At 69.6% G+C, this 21,209-nt stretch carries 17 protein-coding genes; 11 read left to right on the top strand and 6 right to left on the bottom strand.

The genetic code is table 11. The features are described from left to right. Positions 1-3 precede the first annotated feature (3 nt). Positions 4-1,617, bottom strand: a complete 1,614-nt coding sequence (locus ACG83_RS08235; protein WP_054565599.1) for an FAD-dependent oxidoreductase — start codon at positions 1,615-1,617, stop codon at positions 4-6. Between the two features lie 142 nt (positions 1,618-1,759). Next, complete coding sequence (locus ACG83_RS08230; protein ID WP_054565598.1) at positions 1,760-2,344, bottom strand: lytic polysaccharide monooxygenase auxiliary activity family 9 protein; 585 nt, start codon at positions 2,342-2,344, stop codon at positions 1,760-1,762. 349 nt (positions 2,345-2,693) lie between these two features. Between ACG83_RS08230 and ACG83_RS08225 the strand changes: the two genes are divergently transcribed. Next, on the top strand, positions 2,694-3,542 hold the full coding sequence (locus tag ACG83_RS08225) for an enoyl-CoA hydratase/isomerase family protein (protein ID WP_054565597.1): 849 nt from the start codon (positions 2,694-2,696) through the stop codon (positions 3,540-3,542). Positions 3,543-3,677: 135 nt separating this feature from the next. On the opposite strand, the gene ACG83_RS08220 is transcribed toward ACG83_RS08225, so the two are convergent. Further along, complete coding sequence (locus ACG83_RS08220) at positions 3,678-4,100, bottom strand: hypothetical protein (RefSeq protein ID WP_054565596.1); 423 nt, start codon at positions 4,098-4,100, stop codon at positions 3,678-3,680. 211 nt (positions 4,101-4,311) lie between these two features. Between ACG83_RS08220 and ACG83_RS08215 the strand changes: the two genes are divergently transcribed. Further along, a complete protein-coding gene (locus ACG83_RS08215; protein WP_152991282.1) occupies positions 4,312-5,073 on the top strand; it encodes a hypothetical protein in 762 nt (253 codons plus the stop codon). Positions 5,074-5,213: 140 nt separating this feature from the next. On the opposite strand, the gene ACG83_RS08210 is transcribed toward ACG83_RS08215, so the two are convergent. Next, positions 5,214-6,662, bottom strand: coding sequence for an MFS transporter (locus tag ACG83_RS08210; RefSeq protein WP_054565594.1), 1,449 nt, complete (start codon positions 6,660-6,662; stop codon positions 5,214-5,216). 436 nt (positions 6,663-7,098) lie between these two features. Between ACG83_RS08210 and ACG83_RS08205 the strand changes: the two genes are divergently transcribed. Beyond that, on the top strand, positions 7,099-11,514 hold the full coding sequence (locus ACG83_RS08205; RefSeq protein ID WP_083473095.1) for a bifunctional nitrate reductase/sulfite reductase flavoprotein subunit alpha: 4,416 nt from the start codon (positions 7,099-7,101) through the stop codon (positions 11,512-11,514). A gap of 240 nt (positions 11,515-11,754) precedes the next feature. After that, positions 11,755-12,333 carry a hypothetical protein gene (locus ACG83_RS45960; RefSeq protein WP_054565592.1) on the top strand — a complete coding sequence of 193 codons (579 nt, stop codon included), beginning with the start codon at positions 11,755-11,757 and terminating at the stop codon, positions 12,331-12,333. A gap of 40 nt (positions 12,334-12,373) precedes the next feature. On the opposite strand, the gene ACG83_RS08195 is transcribed toward ACG83_RS45960, so the two are convergent. Further along, positions 12,374-13,264: an NAD(P)H-binding protein gene (locus ACG83_RS08195; protein WP_054565591.1), complete on the bottom strand. Its 891-nt coding sequence runs from the start codon at positions 13,262-13,264 to the stop codon at positions 12,374-12,376. A 520-nt stretch (positions 13,265-13,784) separates the two neighbouring features. Between ACG83_RS08195 and ACG83_RS08190 the strand changes: the two genes are divergently transcribed. Then, positions 13,785-14,087, top strand: a complete 303-nt coding sequence (locus tag ACG83_RS08190) for a hypothetical protein (RefSeq protein ID WP_054565590.1) — start codon at positions 13,785-13,787, stop codon at positions 14,085-14,087. Further along, complete coding sequence (locus ACG83_RS08185) at positions 14,087-14,449, top strand: recombinase family protein (protein ID WP_054565589.1); 363 nt, start codon at positions 14,087-14,089, stop codon at positions 14,447-14,449. Before ACG83_RS08190 ends, ACG83_RS08185 begins: the two co-directional genes overlap by 1 nt. Before the next feature lie 720 nt (positions 14,450-15,169). On the opposite strand, the gene ACG83_RS08180 is transcribed toward ACG83_RS08185, so the two are convergent. Continuing rightward, positions 15,170-16,567, bottom strand: a complete 1,398-nt coding sequence (locus tag ACG83_RS08180; RefSeq protein ID WP_083473094.1) for a hypothetical protein — start codon at positions 16,565-16,567, stop codon at positions 15,170-15,172. Between the two features lie 459 nt (positions 16,568-17,026). On the opposite strand from ACG83_RS08180, the gene ACG83_RS08175 reads away from it, so the two are divergent. The 5 genes from ACG83_RS08175 to ACG83_RS08160 all read left to right on the top strand — a co-directional run bounded on the left by ACG83_RS08175 (position 17,027) and on the right by ACG83_RS08160 (position 21,018). Beyond that, positions 17,027-17,413 (top strand): DUF397 domain-containing protein, encoded by a 387-nt coding sequence (locus ACG83_RS08175; protein ID WP_054565588.1) that lies wholly within the window; start codon positions 17,027-17,029, stop codon positions 17,411-17,413. Continuing rightward, the gene (locus ACG83_RS45765) at positions 17,410-17,634 is read left to right on the top strand and encodes a hypothetical protein (RefSeq protein WP_063793030.1); all 225 of its coding nucleotides are present in this window, start codon (positions 17,410-17,412) and stop codon (positions 17,632-17,634) included. The genes ACG83_RS08175 and ACG83_RS45765 overlap by 4 nt, the downstream gene beginning before the upstream one ends. Before the next feature lie 14 nt (positions 17,635-17,648). Further along, positions 17,649-18,155 (top strand): hypothetical protein, encoded by a 507-nt coding sequence (locus ACG83_RS08170; RefSeq protein ID WP_063793029.1) that lies wholly within the window; start codon positions 17,649-17,651, stop codon positions 18,153-18,155. A 230-nt stretch (positions 18,156-18,385) separates the two neighbouring features. Beyond that, positions 18,386-18,823, top strand: a complete 438-nt coding sequence (locus ACG83_RS08165) for a hypothetical protein (protein WP_152991281.1) — start codon at positions 18,386-18,388, stop codon at positions 18,821-18,823. A gap of 761 nt (positions 18,824-19,584) precedes the next feature. Beyond that, positions 19,585-21,018 (top strand): replication initiator, encoded by a 1,434-nt coding sequence (locus tag ACG83_RS08160; protein WP_054565586.1) that lies wholly within the window; start codon positions 19,585-19,587, stop codon positions 21,016-21,018. Positions 21,019-21,209 lie beyond the last annotated feature (191 nt).

Raw genomic sequence — 21,209 nt, 5'->3', positions numbered from 1 at the left:
GGGTCAGCGGGAACCCTGGGTCAGGGCGACCGAATCGGGCACCCGAACCGTTTCGGGCACGGTGAGCGGGATGACGCCCTGGATCTGGCCGATCACGTAGTGGGCTGACATCATCGCCCCCTCCTGCCAGCCGGGCAGCGGTGAGCACTGGTCGCCCAGCATGAAGAAGCGCCCGTCGCCCTCGGGCTCGAGGAGCTCCTTGTAGGCCACCATGTGCTCCGCGTCCGCCGGGTCCCAGTCGGCCCAGCCCCCGAGCTGGTAGGGCACCTTCTGCCAGGCGATCGTGAGGCCCTTCGCGGTGGGAACGATGTTCTTGTCGGCGAACGTCGGGTGCAGCTCCGCCGCGCCGGCGCGGGCCTGGTCCAGCCGCTGCAGCGGCTCCAGATCGCCGAACTTCCTGGCCACGTCGGCGAAGTTGTAGGCGCCGGTGACGGTGCCCGTTCCCGCCGGGGAGAAGTAGTCGTTGCTCGGATACCAGACCTGGGTGATCGGATGGTTCGTCCAGCTGATCCCGCCGTAGATCTGGTCGGTGTCGTTCTCCCAGAAACGTTCCTCCGCCTGCCACCCGACCTTGCAGGTGTCGGCGAACTCGACGGCATGGAGCGCCGCGTCGAACTCGGCGGAGAAGTTGGTGGACATGTTCCGCAGCACCGGCAGCGGGATGCTGCTGACGCAGTAGTCCGCGGTCAGCTTCCGGGCGCTGCCCTCCCGCACGTATTCGACGTCCACCCCACCCTCGCCGAGCAGCCGAATCGCGGTGACCTCGGCGTTGCGCTCGATGATGTCGCCGAACCTGTCGTTGATCTCCCGCTCGAACGCGGTCACGATGCGGTCCATCCCGCCGACCGGCTGGAACATCGTGGCCTGCCACAGATAGTCCAGCGGCTGGTAGAACCTGTGCTTCCAGAAACCCGACTCCAACAGGTCCGCGAAGGGGATCGGCTCTGCCGGGAGGGGCCAGTCGTGCACGTCGGGATCCTCGACGTACCCGGAGCGGGTCGAGCCCTGGTAGCTGTGGTCGCCCGCCAGCTGGCCGAACACCCGCAGCAGGTCGAGCAGCTCCCCGGTCGCGGCGTCCCGCCGCACGAGGTGCTCGGCGAGCATCGCCGCGAGGTGCCCGCGGGTGTCGTTGGCGACCTGCCGGTTGCGCCATCGGACGATCCGGCCGTCCGCAAGGTGGATGACGTTCGCCGTGGTCTCCATGATGTACGGCTCGAGGGCGACCCCGAAGGCCCGGCAGTAGTCCAGCATCCGGCGGTGGTGATACGGGATGCGGCCGGGGCCCAGGTTGAGGTAGAGATCGTCGTCGAAGACGCACTCGTGCGTGACGACCAGCTCCCCGGTCGGGCCGATCTCGCGGAGCACGTCACCGTTGCGGGCCGTGCGGTTGCGGCCGCCGACGCGGTCCGAGGCCTCCAGCACGGTGCACCGGTAGCCCAGCCGGCCGAGCTCGTAGGCCGCGGTCAGCCCGCCGACCCCGGCACCGAGAACGGCGACGGTGGCTCCCGCGCGCGGCGCGGGGGGCAGCTCGAGCGGACCCGCCCAGCCGGTCGCCTCCGGCCCGCCCCGGCCGATCATCGCCTCGCGCAGCGCGTCGGCGGCGGTTCGCGCGGTCATGCCAGTCGTCCGTGGTCGACGTCGTGCATTACTACCAACCCCTTTTCTGCTTTGACTGTTGCCGCTTTGGCTGTTGCCCTTCCGGCCCGGGCAGAACGCTGTCCGCCGACCGGGAGGCCGGCCGGCGGACAGGGCGGTGGTCTCACCCGGTGAAATCGAGGTCAATAACCTGGTAGAAGCCCCTGGCGGTGTCGGCGACCTCCCACACGCTGAGCAGGACGTGGTAGCCCTGCCGCTGCGGGAGCGTGAACGTGTGCCGGGTCGGGTCCGCCGGTTCGAGATCCTCGGCCGACCAGTACGGCTGCCCGCTGTTCTGGAACACGGCGATCGGAGCCGTCTCGAACTGGGACCGGCTCAGCGGCATGCTCGGGTCCCAGCCCTGCCGGGTGAGGAAGTAGTTCCACCGCCGGGTCCGGTGCGGTACGTGGAAGGTCCAGGTGACGGAGAGCTCCTGGCCGGCGCCGACCGGGTGCTTCTGCCAGTCCGATCCCGGCCTGTCCAGCTGGGCGGCGAAATCCTGGCCAGCGCTCGCGATCTTCCCGTCGGCGGGCGGCGGTTCGTTCGGGATGTCGTCCGGGGCGAACGGGTCGTTCAGCCCGCCCTCGGTCGCCGGGAAGAACTTCCCTGATTCGAGTTCGTTGGCCTGCCAATCCTCAAGATAGATATTCGCCCGGGAGGCCGGCTCGGAGATCGTTCCGTGGCGCGGCGCCACTTTGCTCTGGGTCATAGCCTGACGGTAGCGCCGGAATTCCTTGTTTGCATTCCCGCGATACGGGAACAGGGTGGCCCTCATGATGATTTTTTCGAAGTCGCCGGAGGGGTTTTCGAGGTTTGGCGCCGGAAGCTCCGGAGGAGGCCTTCCGACCCTGTTTACCGGGCGAGTAGGAGGTGTCCGTATCGCCCGCTGCCCGCTGCCCGCTGCCGTGCCCGCCGGGCGGCGACCTGGACGTGGCCGCCGGCGGGTCGCTGTCGGCGGCCCCGGTCACCCGCGACGGCTGGGCCCTGGCGGGAGCGTGCGCTCGATCCGGCCGGCAGGCTACATTGAATTTATTATCCAACTTCGCGGGAGTGGGCGGATGGGCGAGGAAGCCAGCGGTGCGAGGTCGGCGGAACAGGCGGGCAGGCCGCTCCCTCCGGAGGGGGACTGGCTGGGCACGCCGTTCCTGCGCTTCGAGCGGCACGGCAGCCTCGCGGTCTGCACGGTCGACCGGCCGCAGGCCCGCAACGCGCTGACGGCGGCGATGTACTTCGGCATCCGCTACGCCGTCGACCGGGTCAACCACGACCCGGAGCTGGCCGGCCTGCTGATCACGGGAACCGGCGACGTCTTCATCCCCGGTGGCGACCTGGGCCACAACGCCCCCGACGACTGGGGCGGCCCGATGCTCTTCGGCATGGACAACACCCCGTTCGACGCGATCCGGCACTCCCGCAAGCCGGTCGTCAGCGCCGTGAACGGCATCGCCCAGGGTGGTGGCCTGCTCATCGCGATGATGTCCGACGTGGCGGTCGCCAGCGAGCGGGCCACGTTCCGGGCGCCGGAGGTCTACCGCGGCATCGCCGACACCGGCTACGCGCAGTACCTGCCGGCCCAGATCGGCCCCGCCCGGGCCAAGGACATGCTCTACACCGGCCGGGTCGTCACCGCCGCGGAGGCGCTGGACTGGGGTCTGGTCGCCCGGGTCGTCCCGCACGAGCAGGTGCGCGATGTCGCGCTCGACGCGCTGCGCGCCTGCTGCCGCGGCGCCCCGCGGGCGCGTGCCGACGTCAAGCGGGTCATCGCGGCGCACTACGGCACCTACGACCGCATGACCATGGACCGCAGCGTCTTCGGCTCCGAGGCCCGCGAGGGCTGGCTTGCCTTCTCCCAGCGCCGCAACCCCGACTGGGTCCCCGAGGACATCCGTACCCCCGGCCGCCTCTAGCCGCCGCGACCGGCGAGGTCACCACTCTGTTCAAGGCCCTGTTCGTTCAACGGCCTGTTCACCACCCCGAGGAGCCGGCCTTCTCGCCGGCTCCTCGGAGGGCGGCCTCGGCACGGACCCCGGGTTGGTAACCGCTCAGCGCCGTTCCTTGCGCCAGACGACCTTCAGACCCGACCAGTCCGCGTCCATCGCCGCGACCTTGACGTCGACCAGCCCCAGCGGGAGAACGACCTCCCGGATGAGGTTCTCCGTGACGTCGCTGCGATGCCCGGCGGCCCTGCGCGGCCAACCGAACCACAGCGCGCCGGCCGGCCGGACGCACTCGCGGAAGGAATCGGCGGCCTGGCGCACGTCCCTCGCCTCCCGGCAGAAGGCCACACAGACGTCGACCGGTCCGGGGACCAGGTCGTCCAGGCGCGCGACGCTGCTGTACTCGACGCCGCCCGGTAGGTCGGGAACGGTCCAGCCTGGCGGAGCGGCAGCCAGCACCAGCCGGCTGTCCGCCCTGACCCCGAGCTTGCGCGCCAGCGGAGTCCCGGAATAGCCGGCAGCAGGCATCAGACCGCACCTTTCCGCCCGCGCAGCACGAGACCAGCCCCGATGGCCGGTCTCGGCGATGAGAAGGCCATCATGCCAACTCGCGCCAACCCGCGGAACCGCCCCGCTCGTGAAGGCGGGGCAGGGGCGGCAGCCGCGACCGCTCCGCGACCTGCGTCGGCGATCGGGATACTACGATCAGGTATGTGGGGTTCGGACGTTTTTCGTGTCGGTGCCGGGCCCGTTTTCCGATAGCCGCGGTGCGTCCGCGGTCGAGGGCCTGGGGGCGCTGACGGTGGACGCGCTCAACTTCGCTTTCGGTGTGATCGGCGTGCTGTCCTTCGGCTACGCGATCTGGGTGAACCGGCAGGCGGAGAACGCCCGGCGGCTGACGAACCGGCTGACCACGAGCATCCGCGACCTGGCCAGGTCGATCTACGACAGCAACCGCGACACCACCACCGAGGGCTACGCCCGAAGCATCATGCAGATCTGCGACAGCCTGCTGCCCGAGCGGTCCGACACCCCGCCCCTGGTCGGCAGGGTGGTCATGCGGTATTTCGGCAGCCAGATGCCGCCGATGGAGACCGCGGTCGGCCAGCTTGTCGACCTGCCGGACATCGGTGTCGGGCGGGTCATCCGCGGCGGGTACATCTCGGAGAGCCGCAAGGCCCTCGTCTACGGGCCGCGCGAGACGCTGCCGGTGCGCGGCTCATACCGGGCGACGTTCCGGCTCGCCGCCGAGCTCGACCCGGATGTCGACCTCCCCGCCGACACGCCGATCGCCCGCATCGAGGTGTATGTGCACCTGCGGCGCGAGAAACTGGCCACCCGCGACCTGCGGGCGGGTGAGCTCACGCCCACGTTCGCCTTCTTCGAGATCGGCTTCACCTGCGACAGCGTGGACGACCAGTACGAGTACCGGGTGATGCTGCCTGGTCCGGGTGCCACGGTCTCCTTCGAACGGGTCACCGTCTACCGCATCTCCGACTGAGGCGCCGCGGCCACTGACGCCACGGCCACTGACGCCATGGCTACTGACGCCGCGGCTACTGAAAGGAGGGCGGACAGCCCGCCGCGCAGCTGTCCACCCCTCCGTTCCGCCTCGTTCCGGCCCAGGGTGTTCCCGTTGGGTCAGTGCGTGCTCGCCGCCAGCACCTGCGACGGTGTCGCCGCGGGGCTCGGCCGGGCGCCGATGTCGCCGCGGCGCAGGTAACACAGCCAGGTGACGACGGCCATCACGACGAACAGGCCGACATAGACCCACAGGGCCGGGGCGATCGTCCCGTAGGCCTTGTTCGACTCGGCGTAGATGATCGGCACGAGGAAGCCGCCGAAGGCTCCGACCGCGGAACAGATGCCGATGGCACCGGCGGCCTCCCGCCGGGCCCGCAGCATGGCCTCGGCGGTTCCGCCGTTGCGGGCCCCGCGGGCGGCGAAGATCGCCGGGATCATCCGGTAGGTCGAGCCGTTCCCGATGCCGCTGGCGAGGAACAGCAGCATGAACGAGGCGAAGAAGAGCCCGAAGCTCGGCCTGTCGAGGATTCCGCCCCGGCGGCCGATCGACGCCACCGCGCCGAGACCGCCCAGCGTCATGACCGCGAAGGCCGCGACGGTCACCTTCGCGCCGCCGATCCGGTCGCCGAGCCTCCCGCCGAGCGGGCGGGCGACCGAACCGACCAGCGCGCCGAGGAATCCGTAGCCGAGAGCGAAATCCGGCCGGTTGAACAGCGCCGGGTTCTTCAGGAGCGCGGGGAACGCCGACGAATATCCGATGAAGGAGCCGAAGGTGCCGATGTAAAGAAAGGACATGATCCAGGTCTGGCCGCGCCGGGCCGCCGACGCGGTGGAACCGAAGTCCGCCTTCGCCTCGGAGAGATTGTCCATGAACAGCAGTGCGCCGACCGCTGCGACAATCGCCAGTGGAATGTAGATCAGCCCGATCTGGGCGAGTGCCGCTCCGGTTCCGCCCGCGATGACCACCGCGCCGAGCTTCTGGATCACGGCGACTCCGAGGTTGCCGCCGGCCGCGTTGAGCCCGAGCGCCCAGCCCTTCTCCTTCTCCGGGTAGAAGAAGGAGATGTTGGTCATCGACGAGGCGAAGTTCCCACCGCCGACCCCGGCGACTCCCGCGATCATCAGCAGCGTCCCGAAGGAGAGCTCGGGGTGGCGCACCGCCCACATCATCAGCGCGCACGGGACGACCAGCAGCAGCGCGGAGAAGACCGTCCAGTTCCGGCCGCCGAAGACGGGCACCGCGAAGGTGTAGGGCAGGCGGAGGAAGGCTCCGACCCCGGACGGCACCGCGACGAGCCACAACTGCTGGTCGATCGTCAGCGCGAAGCCGGCGGGGCCCGGGCCGCCGTCGGCGTTCGCGCCCATCTTGACGACCAGGATGCTCCACATGACCCATACGGAGAACCCGAAGTGCTCGGCGATGACCGACAGCACCAGGTTGCGCCGGGCGATCCGGCGCCCGGTCTCGTTCCAGAACACGGGATCTTCCGGATGCCAGTCGTCGATCCATCGTCCGGACCGGCTGGTGCGCCGGTCCGGATTCCTGCCGGTGCTGGGCGCGCTCATGGGGGCTCCTCGGGGGAGATTCGCGAAACACGTCGGGCAGAACCTGTCGCGACAGCACGTTAGGAGCCGGCTGTTTCGGGGCGCTTGGCCGGTCATTACACGGCGGGAAAACAGTGCTCTCACCGGGCGAGGGCAGGCGGTGAGAGCCGGTGGGTTCACAATGCCATGACGGTCGGTGTGCGGTGGCGGTAATCGGCGGACCGGGTCGGTGTGACACCGGTGAAACGCGCTCATCCTATGGTCTGATCCGGGCGCACCGGCCCGGCTGTTCCGGCAGTCCCGGCCGGATTCGGGCCGGATTCGGGCCGGGATCGGCTGGATTCGGGTGGTGCCGTCGATGTGTCATTCCGGGTGTCGACTTCTTGCGGAGGGGGAGTAGGTGACCGCGTCCGGGACGACGAGGACAGTGTGCTCGTACTGCGGGGTCGGCTGCGGCATGGTCCTCGACATCGCCGCGGGGCCGGACGGCCGTCGCCAGGTCAGCCGGGTGAAGGGGGACAAGGCGCACCCAGCGAACCGGGGCCGACTGTGCACGAAGGGCGCGACCAGCGCCGACATGCTCGCGGCCCCGGGCCGGCTGGGGACGGCACGGATTCGTCCACGGCGCGGCGGCGAGCCGGTCGACGTCGGGCTGGACGAGGCCGTCGGCACGGTCGCCCACCGGCTGCGGTCGATCATCGACGAGCACGGCCCCGATGCGGTCGCGCTCTACGTGTCGGGTCAGCTGACCCTGGAGGCGCAGTACCTCGCGAACAAGCTGGCCAAGGGTTTCCTGGGTACCAACCAGATCGAGTCGAACTCCCGGCTGTGCATGGCCAGCGCGGGCAGCGGCTACAAGCTGTCTCTCGGCGCCGACGGCCCGCCCGGTTCCTACGACGACTTCGACCACGCCGAGGTGTTCCTGGTCATCGGGTCGAACATGGCCGACTGCCATCCCATCCTGTTCCTGCGCCTGATGGAACGGGTTCATGCCGGTGCGCGGCTGATCGTCGTCGACCCGCGGCGTACCGCCACCGCGGAGAAGGCGGACCTGTTCCTCCAGATCCGTCCCGGCACCGATCTCGCACTGCTCAACGGGCTGCTGCACCTGCTTGTCGAGGGCGGTCACCTCGACGCGGCCTTCATCGCCGAGCACACCGACGGGTGGGAGCAGATGCCCGGGTTCCTGGCCGACTACCCGCCGTCGACAGTCGCCGAACTGACCGGGCTCACCGAAGCGGACCTGCGCCGCGCCGCCGGATGGATCGCCGACGCGGGCGCGACCTGGGTGAGCTGCTGGACGATGGGTCTCAACCAGAGCACCCACGGCACCTGGAACACCAACGCGCTGATCAACCTGCATCTGGCGACGGGGGCGATCTGCCGGCGCGGCGCCGGGCCGTTCTCGCTGACCGGCCAGCCCAACGCGATGGGCGGCCGGGAGATGGGCTATATGGGACCAGGCCTGCCCGGTCAGCGTTCGGTGCAGGTCGAGGCCGACCGGGCGTTCGTCGAGCGGCAGTGGGACCTGCCTGCCGGCACCCTGCGGCCGGACGTCGGTGGTCAGGGCACCGTCGAGATGTTCCAACGGATGGCCGCCGGTCAGATCAAGGCCTGCTGGATCATCTGTACCAATCCGGTGGCGTCGGTCGGCAACCGCTCGACGGTGCTCGACGGCCTCGCCGCGGCCGAGCTGGTCGTCGTCCAGGACGCCTACGCCGACACCGAGACCGCAGCCCACGCCGACGTTCTCCTGCCCGCGACGATGTGGGGGGAGACGGACGGCATAATGATCAACTCTGAGCGGAACCTGACCCTGACCAGCGCGGTCGTCGACCCGCCCGGTGCGGCCCTGCCCGACTGGCAGCTCATCGCCCGGGTCGCGGCGGCGATGGGCTTCGCCGACGCCTTCGACTACGCCAGCGCCGAGGAGGTCTTCGCCGAGATCCGCGCCTTCCGCAACCCCGCGACCGGCTACGACCTGCGAGGCGTCAGCTACGAACGGCTGCGGGCGGGGCCGGTGCAGTGGCCGGCCGCCCCCGGCTCCGCGGACCGCAACCCGATCCGCTACCGCAACGACGGTGTCAGCCAGCCGACGCTGGAACGAGCCGACGGCACCCGCCCCGCGCTGCGCTTCCCGACGCCGACCGGCCGGGCCATGTTCCATCCCCGGCCGCACCTGCCGCCGGCCGAGCTGCCCGACGACGACTACCCGTTCCTGCTGAACACCGGGCGGCTGGCGCACCAGTGGCACACCCTGACCAAGACTGGCAAGGTCGCCAAACTGAACAGGCTCAATCCGGGACCGTTCGTCGAGATCAGCCCGCTGGACGCCGCCGCGCTCGGGGTCACCGCCGATGACCGGATCGAGATCGCCTCGCGCCGTGGCCGCGCCGTGCTGCCCGTGGTCGTCTCGGACCGGGTGCTGCCAGGCGGCTGCTTCGCGCCGTTTCACTGGAACGACCTGTTCGGCGCCCAGCTCAGCATCAACGCGGTGACCAGCGACGCCGTCGACCCGGTCTCGTTCCAGCCCGAGCTGAAGGTCTGCGCGGTCTCCCTGACCAGGGTCGCCGCACCGGCTTCGCTGGTGACCGAACCAGCACCATCGGTGACCATTTCGGCTCCATCGGCTCCATCGGCTCCATCGGCTCCACCGGGGCCACCGGGGCCACCGGGGCCTGCGGCAGCAGCGGCAGCAGCGGCACCTGCGGGGCCTGCGGGGCCAGCGGGGCCGATGGCTGCACCAGGGCCCGGAGCGGGTGCGGCAGATGCGCCGGCTGCCGCACCCGTGGCGCGAGTTGTGATCGAGACGCTTGGCGCGGCGCTCGGTGTCGGCCTCGGCCCACCGGACCTCACCGACCCGCAGCGCCAGTACCTCGCCGGCTTCCTCTCCGCGCTGGCGACCATGCCGCCGGCCACGGGCCAGCCGCCGCGCCTGCCCACCGACGCACCCTTCGACGCGGGGCGTCTGCAGTGGGTGAACGGCTTCCTCGCCGCCGGGTTGGCCGCACCCGCGCCGCGAGTTCCGTCGGTGCCAAGCCAGGTCAGGCGGGAGATCCCGGACGTCGCGACCGCGGACCCGGACGTGCGGGGGGAGAGGGGGGCCAGCGGGGACAGCACGGTTCGAGTGCTGTGGGCCTCCCAGACCGGCAACGCCGAAGACGCCGCGGCCACCGTGCGGGATCGGCTGCGGGACGCCGGATGGCACGTGCACCTCCACGACATGGCCGCTCCGGCCGGCGACCTGCTCCTCGCTCCGGGTGACCTGCTGGTGGTGACGAGCACCTTCGGCGACGGCGACGCCCCGGACAACGGCGCGCGCTTCTGGGACGCGGTGAGTGCCGCGGACGCACCGCGCCTGGACGGTCGGCGTTTCGCCGTGCTGGCGCTCGGCGACTCCAGCTACGCGGACTTCTGCGGCCATGGGCGTCGTCTCGACCGACGCCTGGCCGAGCTCGGCGCGGCGCGGCTCGTCGGCCGGGTCGACTGCGAACCCGACTACATCGGCACCCTGGACGACTGGCTGGAGGAGGTCATGGCGGCGCTGCGGGCGGCGTCCCCAGGGCCGGCCGGCGCGAGCTGTGATCCGTCGGCGACCACGACTGCAACCGGGTTCGGGGCCGGGACCGCGACCGCGGCCGTGACCGAGTCTGCGGCCGGCGTCGGCGCTCGGGCGGGCGTTCGCGCTGGGGCTGGGGCCGGGGTCGGCGCTGGCGCTGGCGCTGGGGCGGGCGCCGGGGTCACGTCCGGGTCAGCGTCGGCTGGCGCCGCCCGGACGGTGACGCTGCTCGGCAACCGTCTTCTGACCACGGATCGTTCGAGCAAGGAGGTGCGAAAGGTCACCTTTGACCTGACCGGCGGTGAGTTGGAATACAGGGCGGGTGATGCCCTGGGCGTCTGGCCGACGAACAGTCCCGCCCTGGTGGACGAGTGGCTCGCCGCGACCGGTCTCGACCCGCACACCGACGTCCAGACCGGCGACAACGGGCGACTGCCGCTGCTGGCGGCATTGCGTCACAGCCTGGACATCACCACGGTCCGGCCCGATCTGCTCCGGTTTGTCGCCGACCGTACCGACGACCCTCACCTGCGCACCCTGTTGCGGCCCGGCAACCAGCTCGAGCTGGAGAAATGGAGATGGGGACGGCAGGCCGTCGACGTCCTCAACGAGCACCCGGTGCGTGCGGATGCCGCAGACTGGCTCACGGTGCTGAGCCCGCTGCGGCCGCGGCTGTATTCGATCTCGTCCTCGCCGCTGGTGGATCCGCGGACGGTGAGCCTGACCGTGTCCGTTGTTCGATTCACGGGAAGTGACGACCGCCCCCGCGGCGGCGTGTGCTCCACTTTTCTTGCCGCCGCGGAGCCGGGATGTCCGGTACGGGTCTTCCTGAAACCCGCACCGCACTTCCGCCCGCCAGCCGATGACGCGACGCCAGTGATCATGATTGGTCCGGGGACTGGCATCGCGCCGTTCATCGGGTTCCTGCAGGATCGCCAGGCCCGCGGGGCCTCCGGCCCGAACTGGCTGTTCTTCGGTGAACAGCGCCGGGCCACCGACTACTACTACGCCGACGAGCTGGCCGCGTTCACCGCCGCCGGCACCCTGACCCGGCTGGGACTGGCGTTCTCCCGCGATCAGCGGGCCAAGATCTACGTGCAGGATCGGATGCGTGAACAGGGCGCGCGGCTGTGGACCTGGTTGAACGACGGTGCCCATGTGTATGTCTGCGGCGACGCGGCCCGAATGGCCCGGGACGTGGATCAGGCATTGCGCGATGTCGTCGCTACCTACGGCAATCTCGATGCCGACGATGCGGTGGCCTACGTCCGACAGCTTGCCGCCGATCGGCGCTATGTCCGCGACGTGTACTGATTCCGGCGTTTCGCCGCGGTGCCGTCTGTCGGGGGCGGCGTGTTGTGACCGTGGTGTTGCGCGGAGCGGCGGACCGCTCCTCGGGCGGAGGTCGTGCCGCTGGTCTTTGCAACCAGGTCGTTTCGGGTCGGTGAAGGGTGCCGTGTGCGGCGGACGGGCCTGCGCGTAGCGTGCCAGCATCGGGCCGACGGGTCGGACGCCGCAAGGTGCCGGCTCGACGCCGATAGAAGGGCGGGGGACATGCTGACAATGTTCTGCTTCGACGGGCTTGCCGTCATCGTCGAAGATCTCTGCTTCACCGAATCCGAGGCTGCTCGCAACCAGAAAGGCCCGGGATCCGGTCCGCGGCCGCAACCCGGGCTGCCGCCGCATTCGCCGCCGGAACGGGAGCTGGAGATGGGGCTGGGGCTTCAGCCTCAGCTCGAGTCGCCGCCTGAGTCGCCGCCGGACGCGGAGCCGGAGCCGGAGCCCCAGCGGGGTGTGCGGGTGGAGCTTCGGCTCATCGAACGTCAGTCGCGGTTCTCGCGGTTCGGATCGGTTCCTGCCGCACGGCGGGCCGCTGGCGATGATGCGGTGTTCCGGGTGGATCTTCCGGAGTCGCGGCGGCGGCTTCCGGACGATCCCGTCATCTGGCTGGAATCCAGGCTCGCGGACCCGGTGTGCCTGCTCGCCGGTGCCGGCGTCGTCGATCTGGACAGCTACCAGTCGGCCGCGGCCGGGATGCGCGACACGCTCCCCGAGATCATCCGAACGGTCGCGACCATGCTGGAGCGGGTGCGTGCCGGGCAGCTCGCTGCGCTACCCGGCCGCGCTGCCTGACGAAGCTGCCTGACGAAGCTGACTGGCGAAGGACTGGTTCTCAGCCCAGAACGGCCGGACGCAGCACCTCCTCGCACCAGCGCTGGAAGCTGGTCGGTGAGCTGGATTCCGGCGTTCGCGGTTCGGCGTTGTCGAGGCCGCTGTTCTTGGCCCGCATCATGTCGACCATGCCCTCGATCATGGCCTGGGACTGGCCCTGACTGGCGAGCGTCGCCCGGAACTCCTCCTCCGTGAGCTGCTGGAAGCGGATCGGCCGGTCGAGTACCTCCGACATGATGCGCGCCATGTCGTTGGCGGACAGGTCTTCGGGACCGAGTACGGCGACGCTTTCCTGCCCGCTCCAGGACGCATCCGAAAGCAGCCGGCTCGCGACAGCGGCGATGTCGCGGGTGGCGCATGCCCGGAGGCGCCGATCTCCGTCCAGGGGGAGGAAGAACACCCCTTGGCCGCGGATGACGGCGGCCTGGCGCAGCATGTTCTCCATGAATGACGGCAGTGCCAGCGACCGATAACTCACGCCGGTGGCGGCGATCAGATCGTCCATCGCCAGTGAGAGCGACACCAGGCCCGCGTTCCCGGCGAGCGCCGGTGCGGTTCCGCGACCGAGGGCCGAGACGCCGACGACCCGCTGCACCTGATGGCGGAGGAACGCGTCGCATGCCGGCTGGGTGAACTCCAGATAGGTGGCTTTGAGATCTTCCGCTTTGGGGTCGGGCGGTACCAGCCAGAAGACGGCCGCGGCACCGTCGAACGCCTCGTTCACGACGTCGGCGTCACCGTGTGAGCCGCGGACGACCTCCACGCGGTCGCGTACCTGGCCAGGGAGCCGACTGGGATCACGGACGATCACTCGGACGGCCTCCCCGTCGCGCAGCAGGTTCGCGAGCACCTGCCGGCCGATGTTGCCCGTGGGTGTGGTGACAACGATCATGAATGACTCCCGGTTGTCGTGCGATGCGCGGCGCCCCACGCAGGCTCAGTCAACGTCGGGAGGAGGCGAACCAGAAGGATCATCTCGATCCCCATTGATACCCTCCAGATATGAGTGACTTGGAGGTGCGTCAGCTTCGGTACTTCGTTGCCGTGCACAAGGATCGCGAAGTAGGTTTCTGGTCGGGCCGATCTACAGGGCTCTGACCTGCATATTCACCATCGCGAGTGATGGGGATCACAAGATGGGCTGTCGAGGTGCTGGCCGTCTCGGGGTCTATCGGCCGGTGGGTCTCGGGTCGGCTTGATCGCTCGGCGTCGGTCGGCCGGACGCGCGGGGGCTCCCTGTCTGCGGCCGGCAGGTAGGAATTGCCTGGCTCTGCGAATTTCCGGAATCGCGGACTTTCGCGCCGTGGGCCGGTATCATGAAAGGGAATTGAATAGAGCGGCCCGGGACGGTGTTGGTAGCACCATTCCCGGGCCTTGATCCCAAATCCTGCGCGAACAGGAGAGTGGAACCCATGGTCATGATGCCATACGGGACGGCCGGTGATAGCCGGTCCCATCTACAGGTGCTGTTGCAGGCGCATCCGGCGGAGGACGCTGAGATTCAGCTGCCGAAGCACACCCAGTACGCCGCGTTGCGTCCGGTGCTCCTGCTGCCGGGCGGGGTGCGGGTGATGGTGGACCCGAACGCGCCGTTGGACGTGGCGGGCAAGTGGTGGGACTCGGTGACCCTGGCCGGCACGATGGCCTCTCTGTGGTACCGGGCGCAGGTGTCCGGGTTCCCGGGTGGTCGGCATCGTCGGGACGGGGGCCGGTGATGGCCGGCAGTGTGGTGCGGGCGCTGAGTTTCACCCGGCACACCGGTCCTGGGGACGGTGCCGAGCAGCGGGACGTGTTCACCTCGGCGTGTGCGGCGCGGGGCTGGGCCGCTGGTGGTGCGGTGCGTGAGTTCGGGTCGGGGCTGCGGGCCTGGTGGGCGGCGCTGAGGCTGGTCCGGGCGGGCCGGTATGACGTGGTCGTGGTCGACAGCATCGACCGCCTTGCCGAGACGGAATCGGGCCAGCTGGCCGCGCTTGCGATGGTGCGACGTGCCGGGGTTCGGCTGCTCGTGGCCCGGGACGGAACCGACACGGCTGATCCGGTCGGCGCTGAGCTGGTCGCCTCGCTTCTGACCGTGTAATGCCTGGTGACACCCGAACGGCCGGTAACCCGGATCACGGTTACCGGCCGTTTGTCGTCGGCGGAACTCTACGCCACGACAGGTTTTGTCTTTCACATACTCCGGGCTGAGCTGATCTCCTCCGTCGGTCGGGCAGGCCGCGCCTTACCCCGGGTTCTCCGGCCGTGCATGAGCGCCAACGTTGCCGGTGCCTGCTGGGTGCTGTGCGCTCTTGCGCGGTCGGGGGTTCCGGGGTAACCCCTTGGGTGTCCGTCCGGCGGAGGCGATCAGCGGACATCCGCCGCCCCTCCCTCCCCCTCCTCCAGAGAGAGGGCCGGGGCCTGGGGCAGCGCCCCAGAAAACACCAGCGTCAACCGCACACACCGCGCTCCGTCAGGTCCCGCGGCCTTGGGGCGTAGCCCCGGGTATGAGGCGCCCGAAGGGCGTCCGTATCTCTCACGAACCGCAGGCTACGGCCTTTCCCGGCGTGCGGCGGGTGGTCTGACGCTCCGACGGGCCGACGCACCGACACACCCGGCAGGCCGACGCACCGGTGGGGAGCCGACCGAAGGGAGGCGGGGCCCCGCCGCGTGCGGCGAGCCCGGCCGGGCGTGGCGAGTGCGGCGCGCACGGCGTGTGCGGCAGGGCATCCGCGCGCCCCGTAGGGGCGCCTTGAAACCGTACAGAAGATTAGCGACGGCGATCATGATGCGCCATGTCCTGCTGTGGCGTCCGTCTGTGTCAGACGATCGTCTTACCTGAGGATTCACGTGGGGCGGGTAGGCGGTCGCCAAGATCTCGAACTGATGGGAGCGCTGCCCATGCTGGTCTGGTGGAGAGGTGGCGATGGTAGATGCCTGAGGCGCGGCGGATGGTGGAGTCCTTGCCGTCGGTGATGTTGATGGCGTCGATGACGGCTGCGGCTGCTTGTTCGGGGTCCGGTCGGTCGCGATAGAGAAGTGCGCGGGCGAGTGCGAGATGTGATCCCGCTGCCGACATGTAACGGCCGGTGCCCTCAAGGAGGGTAAGGGATCGTCGTGCGTGTGGTTCGGCCTCGCTCCCGCGTCGGAGGTAGCCGAGAACTACAGCGGTGTAGCCCTCGCAGTGCTCCTCGTCACCGATTTCTCCACCAAACAGCGGTCGCCCGGTCCACACGTTGTCGCGCATAGTGTCGAGAGCTTGCTGAGCGCTGTTTGCGTCGCCGCGCTGGGCGTGCGCTCGGGCTGCGGCGGCCGCTAGCAGGGGGGTGGTGTAAGGCTGCGCGGTTTCAAGGGCGCTCGCGGCGACGGTGGCGGCCGTGTCGAAGTCGTTCTGGAAGAACGCGACGGCGGAACGGATGAGGGCGGCGGACTCGGCCAGCAGAGGGTTCCCGGCTGCCCGGGCATGCTGTGCGGCGAGGACGAGAAAGGTAAGGGCACCGTCGTCGTCGCCGGTGTCGAACGCGAGGTAGCCCCGGTAGAAGGAGTACTGGCCTGCGAGAAGTTCGAGATCGCGGCGACTCGTGCCGGTGACCCGTGATTCGAGGTGGGCTTCGGCGAAATCCCAGGCATCTTCGACGGGACCGATGAGAGCGGTGTGCGGGGTGGTGGCGTAGATCTGGTTCAGGCGCTGAATGCCGTGCTGGAGCTGGGCGACGCTGAGCGGGTCGGGCTCGGATGTGGCGATGGCGCGGGAGATTGCGGCGGCCCTGGTAGTGGCATCCACAGGCGCTGCGGCGCTTGCGGTGGTGGCGGATGCGGCGAGGATGACGCCGGTGCCGAGCAGATCACGTCGTCGCGACGGACTCACCTCCTCGCGCGCCTGCGGCTCGTCTTCCGACTGTACGTGTGTCGGGTGGCGACGGGGTGACAGGGCTGGCGGGGTTGGACCTTGGCTTTCACGGTAACCAGGGTCTGCGGGGGCGAGCAAATCGCTGATTGGGAGGTGAAACATCTCCTGAAGGACCCGACGGGCTGACGGATGCGGGGTGGACATACCGGCCAGCCACCGCTTGGCCTGCCGATCGCTGACCGTGTTGTTCAGTTCCATCTTCTTGCTGGTCGCGGTGTAGGTATGACGGAGGTCGTCGACGGTCCAGTTCCGGTCTCGGACGAGTCGGGCGAGCTGGGTTTCGGTGCTGCCGTGACGTGGCGTGGTCACATCGCCTCCCGAGGGTCAGGCGGGGGTTCCGCTGCTGGCTACAGGTAGGGCCATGCTGCCGACAGGCGCACCGAAAGTCACCCAAGGACACGGATGAGGCGCAGCCGGCATTCAGATGACACCAAAGTGACATCCAAAAGGCATGCCATGTCGCCCGAATGGCCCGAAGGCGCCGTCACGCAGATGACCCGGAAGCGCACCCGAGGCGTCACTGTAATGCTCCTTTGTGGTCGCGCATGGTGATGCCAGCGGTTCTGGTCGGGCTGAGGTCGGCTCCTCGGCTGGCGCCGTGTCAGGGGGCATGCCGGTGCTGGTCCGGATGGCTGGTGCCGGCGTGTTTCCTGGGCGGTCCTGGGTGCGGTGTCGGGCGACGACTCCACCCATGTCCTGGCTGTGCTCGGGGCCGCTGTCCTGGCGGGTGGCGTCGGCTGCCTGCGTCCTTGAGTCCTGGGGGTGTGTGTGAAGACGTATGACCTGTTGGAGGTGCTGGGCGCGGCGTTCGACGTGCCGTTGCCGTCGTGGTGCGGTGAGCCGCTGGTGTGGCGTCGGGCGTCGGGTGCTGGTCCGGCGGCGTTGGAGGTCGCGTCGGTCTGCGGGCTGGGGGTGGCGCTGCGGGAGGCGGGCCGTGCGGACGTGCCTCCGCTGCTGGTTCCGGAGGTGGAGTGGCAGGCGTTCCTGAGAGCCCTGCGTGCCGGGGAGTTCGGGGGGCTGGCGGATCCGGGGGGTGACGATGGGCGGGAGGAGGAGCCGTATGACGACGAGGACGATGTTCGGGGGTGGGGTGATGATGACGACGACTGCCCGGTATTCGAGGACGACGAGGACGACGAGTCCGACCGGCGATGACGGCGATGACGGGTCTGCGTCCGGGTCCGGGCAGTCTGATCGTCAGGTCGGGGCTGGTGTGGCCGGTTGGAGCGTGGGCGTTGGTGGTGCCCGGGTCTCGGGTGGTGGCTCCTTTTCCGGACCTGGGGGCGATGGCCAGCTATGCGGCGGACCTGGCGATTCCACCGGAGACGTACCGGGTGCTGCCGTTCTATGGACGGGGGGTCATCGCGACCCTGTAGGCCGGGTCGATCTGGTGAAGGCCCGTTGGCGGTTCGACGCCGGGAGCCTGCCGACGTTCGTGCCGGTGCCGTCCGACGGGCTGATCGTCGGGGTGTTCTCCGGACCGGAGGCGTTCGACGGTGAGGGGATGGTGGCGTCCGTCAAGATGGAGGTCGCCGAGGACGTCAGTGTCGGGGCGGCGATCAGGATCTCGCACTTCGACTCGGCTGATCTGGTGATGCTGCATCGGCGGTTCACGCCGCTGATGGCGTCGCGGGCGGCGTGGGCGGTCGGCGTGGAGCTGCGGCGGCTGCGGGGCTCGGACGGGTCGCGGGTGGTGATGGCGGCCACGCGACCGAATCCGGACGTGACCCCGCCCGGGGTGACGCTCACGACGCATCGCGTGCGGATAGCCGACAACGGGATCGTCGTGCCGTTCGACGTCTGGGAGATTCACTACGTCGCCGCTGGCGGCATGCTCCGGACGCGGGTGTCGCCTGGTGACAGGTTCCGGGAACGGTGGCCGTCGTCGGTGGGGTGACCCGCCTGTTGAGCTGGCGGCCCTGAACGTGTCCGGCCTCTTCCCCCCTTGGCCGGCGGGTTCGGGGCCGCCGTCACCGCGTGATCCCTGGCCGTTCTCAGGATGGGTGTCTGGGCCTGGTACGGGCCGGCGGTGTGCTTGTGGACAAGGATTTTCGCCTACGACCATGTGGTGGTGAGACTGTGCCTCTTGAGGTGGAAGGTTCCTGGAAGGTTCGGGCTGAGGACCTGGTGAGACCCCAGGTTCCGGACCGTGAAGGGCTTCTGATCGGTGGTCTGGAGCGCGGACGTGGTCAGATCGGCGAGGCGATAGCGGGTTTCGATTTCCTCCCTCTGGACGAGGTGGATCTGATCCGGGCGGGCGTGGGTGTCATCGGGCTGAGTTTCGTCGGCGTGGTGGTCGTCCATCTCCCGGGACTGACGCCGGAGGAGTCCGCGATCGCGTTGGATATGGCGGCGGTGCTTCGCGCGATGAGACTTGAGGTGGGTGCCGACGGGAAGGTGGTGACGGCGGGACGGTTGCTGTCGGAGGACGAGCTTCCGCCTGACCTGAAGGTTGTCGAGTATCCGGTGCGGGTGGTCACGAGGGAGGCGGATCGGCTCGTGACGGTGGTGGAGATCATCGTTCCTCGGCCTGTCGCCTGGGCTGGCGGTGGTGTGGGTTCCTGACGGTGGCGTGCGGTGTTCTCCGCCGTGTGACACAGGTGTGTGATCGTCTGAGCTGACGACCCCGTTGATCTGCCGTGGTGCGGTGCTGGCACCCGGAGGTGATCCGGGGTCGTCATCGTGCGTGGACGTGGGACAGCCCCGGGGCTGTGGTGTGTGGTGGTGGCGTTTTCGCCGTTTCGCTGGTTTCTGTTCGGCTGGCCCGGGTATAGTGGGTATTGGCGCCTGAGGGTTCTGAACCCTGCGCCGTGATGGTCTTCTTCTGTGTACGGCAGTACGCCATTTGTCGGGCTGTCCACCTTGCGCCGCCTGGGAGCGGCACGGACCGGGCTCGGGCTGCTGCACCGTGGGTCACCGTCGGTGCCCCACGTCCAGTCGTGTCGATGTTCCGTCTGGGGTGCGCATGTGCCGTGTTCCGCTGCTGTTGCCGGGTGCCGCCGCGTGTGGGGTGAGCGGGTAGCCGGGGACTGCTGAGCCTGCGCGGCTTTTCCGCGCGTTCACCTGTCCCGGTGCCGGTCTGGCGCCGGTCGGAATGCCTTTTCGTGTGCCATTCGTGTGCCGACTATTAGCACGTTCTTGTGTGTGGCATGGTGCCGGCGTTTCGGTGTGGGATGGGTGTACGGCGGAAAGCCCGTCGGGTTCGGTTTCCGTTCCGGTTTCCCCTGTTCTCGTTCCTGCTTTCTTTCCGCGTGTCTCCGGCTGGCCTGACCTGTGAGGTTTCCGGGTCTGGGCTGGTGGGGGCTGTGCGGGTGAAAGGGCGCGGTGTGGTGTCCGTGGATGTGGGCGTGAGCCTGCCTGAAAACCGGCCGGTCGCGGGTGGCTGTTCCCGGCCGATCCGCCTGTCGGGCCATGTCGATCACGTGGATGTTGGGACCGGTGAGATCCGCCGGGCGTTCACCAGCTCGGATCAACCGGGCGGGGTGCTGCATGTGCGGTGCGGCAACCGGCGGGAGAGTGCCTGCCCGGCCTGCTCGGCCACCTATAAGCGGGATGCGCGGCGGCTGGTCCTGGCCGGGCTCGCGGGTGGCAAGGGCGTGCCGGACACGGTCACGACGCATCCGGCGTGGTTCGTCACTCTGACCGCGCCGTCCTTCGGGCCGGTGCATTCCCGCCGTCAGAAGGGCGGCAAGGGCGGGCCGGTGCGGGCGTGTCATCCTCGGCGGGGCCTGTGCCCGCACGGGCGTCCGGCGGGCTGTCATGAGCGGCATCATGAGGCGGATTCCCGGCTCGGGTCCCCGCTCTGCCCGGATTGCTACGGCTACGGCCGGTCGGTGGTGTGGAACGCGCTGGTTCCGAAGCTGTGGAAGGTCACGCGGGACGCGACGGAATCCGCGGTGGCGGCGTCGGCCGGTCTGACCGTGGCGGGGCTACGCCGCTCGGCCCGGATGAGCTTCGTGAAGGTCGCCGAAATGCAGGCTCGGGGCGTGGTGCACCTGCATGTCGTGATCCGGGTGGACGGTCCCGGCGGGCCGGGCTCGGCTCCTCCGGGTTGGGCGGCGGGTGAGCTGGTCGCGGACGCGCTGCGCGGTGTTGTGGGTGCGGTGGCGGTGCCTGCCCCTGATCCGGATGTGGACACGCTCGGCGCCGTCGCGGATGTCGGCTGGGCGGTGCGCTGGGGGGCGCAGGTCGATATCCGTCGGATCACCCTGGACGGGGCGGCGGCTAGCGGTGCGGTGGCGAACTACCTGGCGAAGTACATCACCAAGTCGGCGGCGGCTGGTGGGGCGTTGGATCATCCGGTGCGGTCGCTGGCCGCGCTGGCGCGCCTGACGCTGCCTCCGCACTTGCGGCGGCTGGTGGAGACCTGCTGGCGGCTGGGTCGTGACGTGGCCTTCGCGGCGGCGTTGGATGCGGCGCTGGGCCGGGACTCCGGCGAGATTCCCCGGCTGATCCGCTGGGCTCACCAGATGGGGTTTGGCGGCCACTGGCTGTCGAAGTCGCGGGCGTACTCGACCACCTTCACGGCGCTGCGGGCGGTGCGGCGGGTGTGGTCCCGCACGATCGGGGCGGCGATGGCGGGCCGGATCCCGGTGGACGCTTTCGGCCGGTTGGAGGGTGATGAGAACACGATCGTTCTCGGGGCGTGGACGTATGCCGGTCGGGGGCTGCATCTCGGCGGGTACGGGGCTGACCCTCCCGAGTTGCCATCGTCACGGGCGGCTGCTGGCCTGGTGGGCACGTGGCGGGCCGAACGATGAGTTCCGGAGGTTCTGTTCAGTCGTCGCTGTTCGATGACCTCGACGATGCTGGCACGGGCCCGGTGGTCGTGGTTGGGCTGGTGGCTGGCGAGCAGGAGAGCACCGACGGTTCCGGTGATCGTTCTTCGGATGATGTGGCCACTGCCCCGGCCGATACCGAGACGCGGGAGCCGACCACGGTGCGGGTGGGC

Origin of the sequence: Frankia sp. R43 (genome assembly GCF_001306465.1) — a bacterium.
GTDB classification, from domain to species: Bacteria; Actinomycetota; Actinomycetes; order Frankiales; family Frankiaceae; genus Parafrankia; species Parafrankia irregularis.
This window is presented reverse-complemented; position numbering and strand designations above follow the sequence as displayed.

What these genes read in the sequence shown, in the direction of transcription:
- ACG83_RS45765 (WP_063793030.1), top strand. Translation starts at nt 17,410, where the DNA reads ATGACGGCGATGACGGGTCTGCGTCCGGGTCCGGGCAGTCTGATCGTC.
- ACG83_RS08230 (WP_054565598.1), bottom strand. Translation starts at nt 2,344, where the DNA reads ATGACCCAGAGCAAAGTGGCGCCGCGCCACGGAACGATCTCCGAGCCG.
- ACG83_RS08220 (WP_054565596.1), bottom strand. Translation starts at nt 4,100, where the DNA reads ATGCCTGCTGCCGGCTATTCCGGGACTCCGCTGGCGCGCAAGCTCGGG.
- ACG83_RS45960 (WP_054565592.1), top strand. Translation starts at nt 11,755, where the DNA reads ATGCTGACAATGTTCTGCTTCGACGGGCTTGCCGTCATCGTCGAAGAT.
- ACG83_RS08195 (WP_054565591.1), bottom strand. Translation starts at nt 13,264, where the DNA reads ATGATCGTTGTCACCACACCCACGGGCAACATCGGCCGGCAGGTGCTC.
- ACG83_RS08235 (WP_054565599.1), bottom strand. Translation starts at nt 1,617, where the DNA reads ATGACCGCGCGAACCGCCGCCGACGCGCTGCGCGAGGCGATGATCGGC.
- ACG83_RS08190 (WP_054565590.1), top strand. Translation starts at nt 13,785, where the DNA reads ATGGTCATGATGCCATACGGGACGGCCGGTGATAGCCGGTCCCATCTA.
- ACG83_RS08225 (WP_054565597.1), top strand. Translation starts at nt 2,694, where the DNA reads ATGGGCGAGGAAGCCAGCGGTGCGAGGTCGGCGGAACAGGCGGGCAGG.
- ACG83_RS08205 (WP_083473095.1), top strand. Translation starts at nt 7,099, where the DNA reads ATGGTCCTCGACATCGCCGCGGGGCCGGACGGCCGTCGCCAGGTCAGC.
- ACG83_RS08210 (WP_054565594.1), bottom strand. Translation starts at nt 6,662, where the DNA reads ATGAGCGCGCCCAGCACCGGCAGGAATCCGGACCGGCGCACCAGCCGG.
- ACG83_RS08185 (WP_054565589.1), top strand. Translation starts at nt 14,087, where the DNA reads ATGGCCGGCAGTGTGGTGCGGGCGCTGAGTTTCACCCGGCACACCGGT.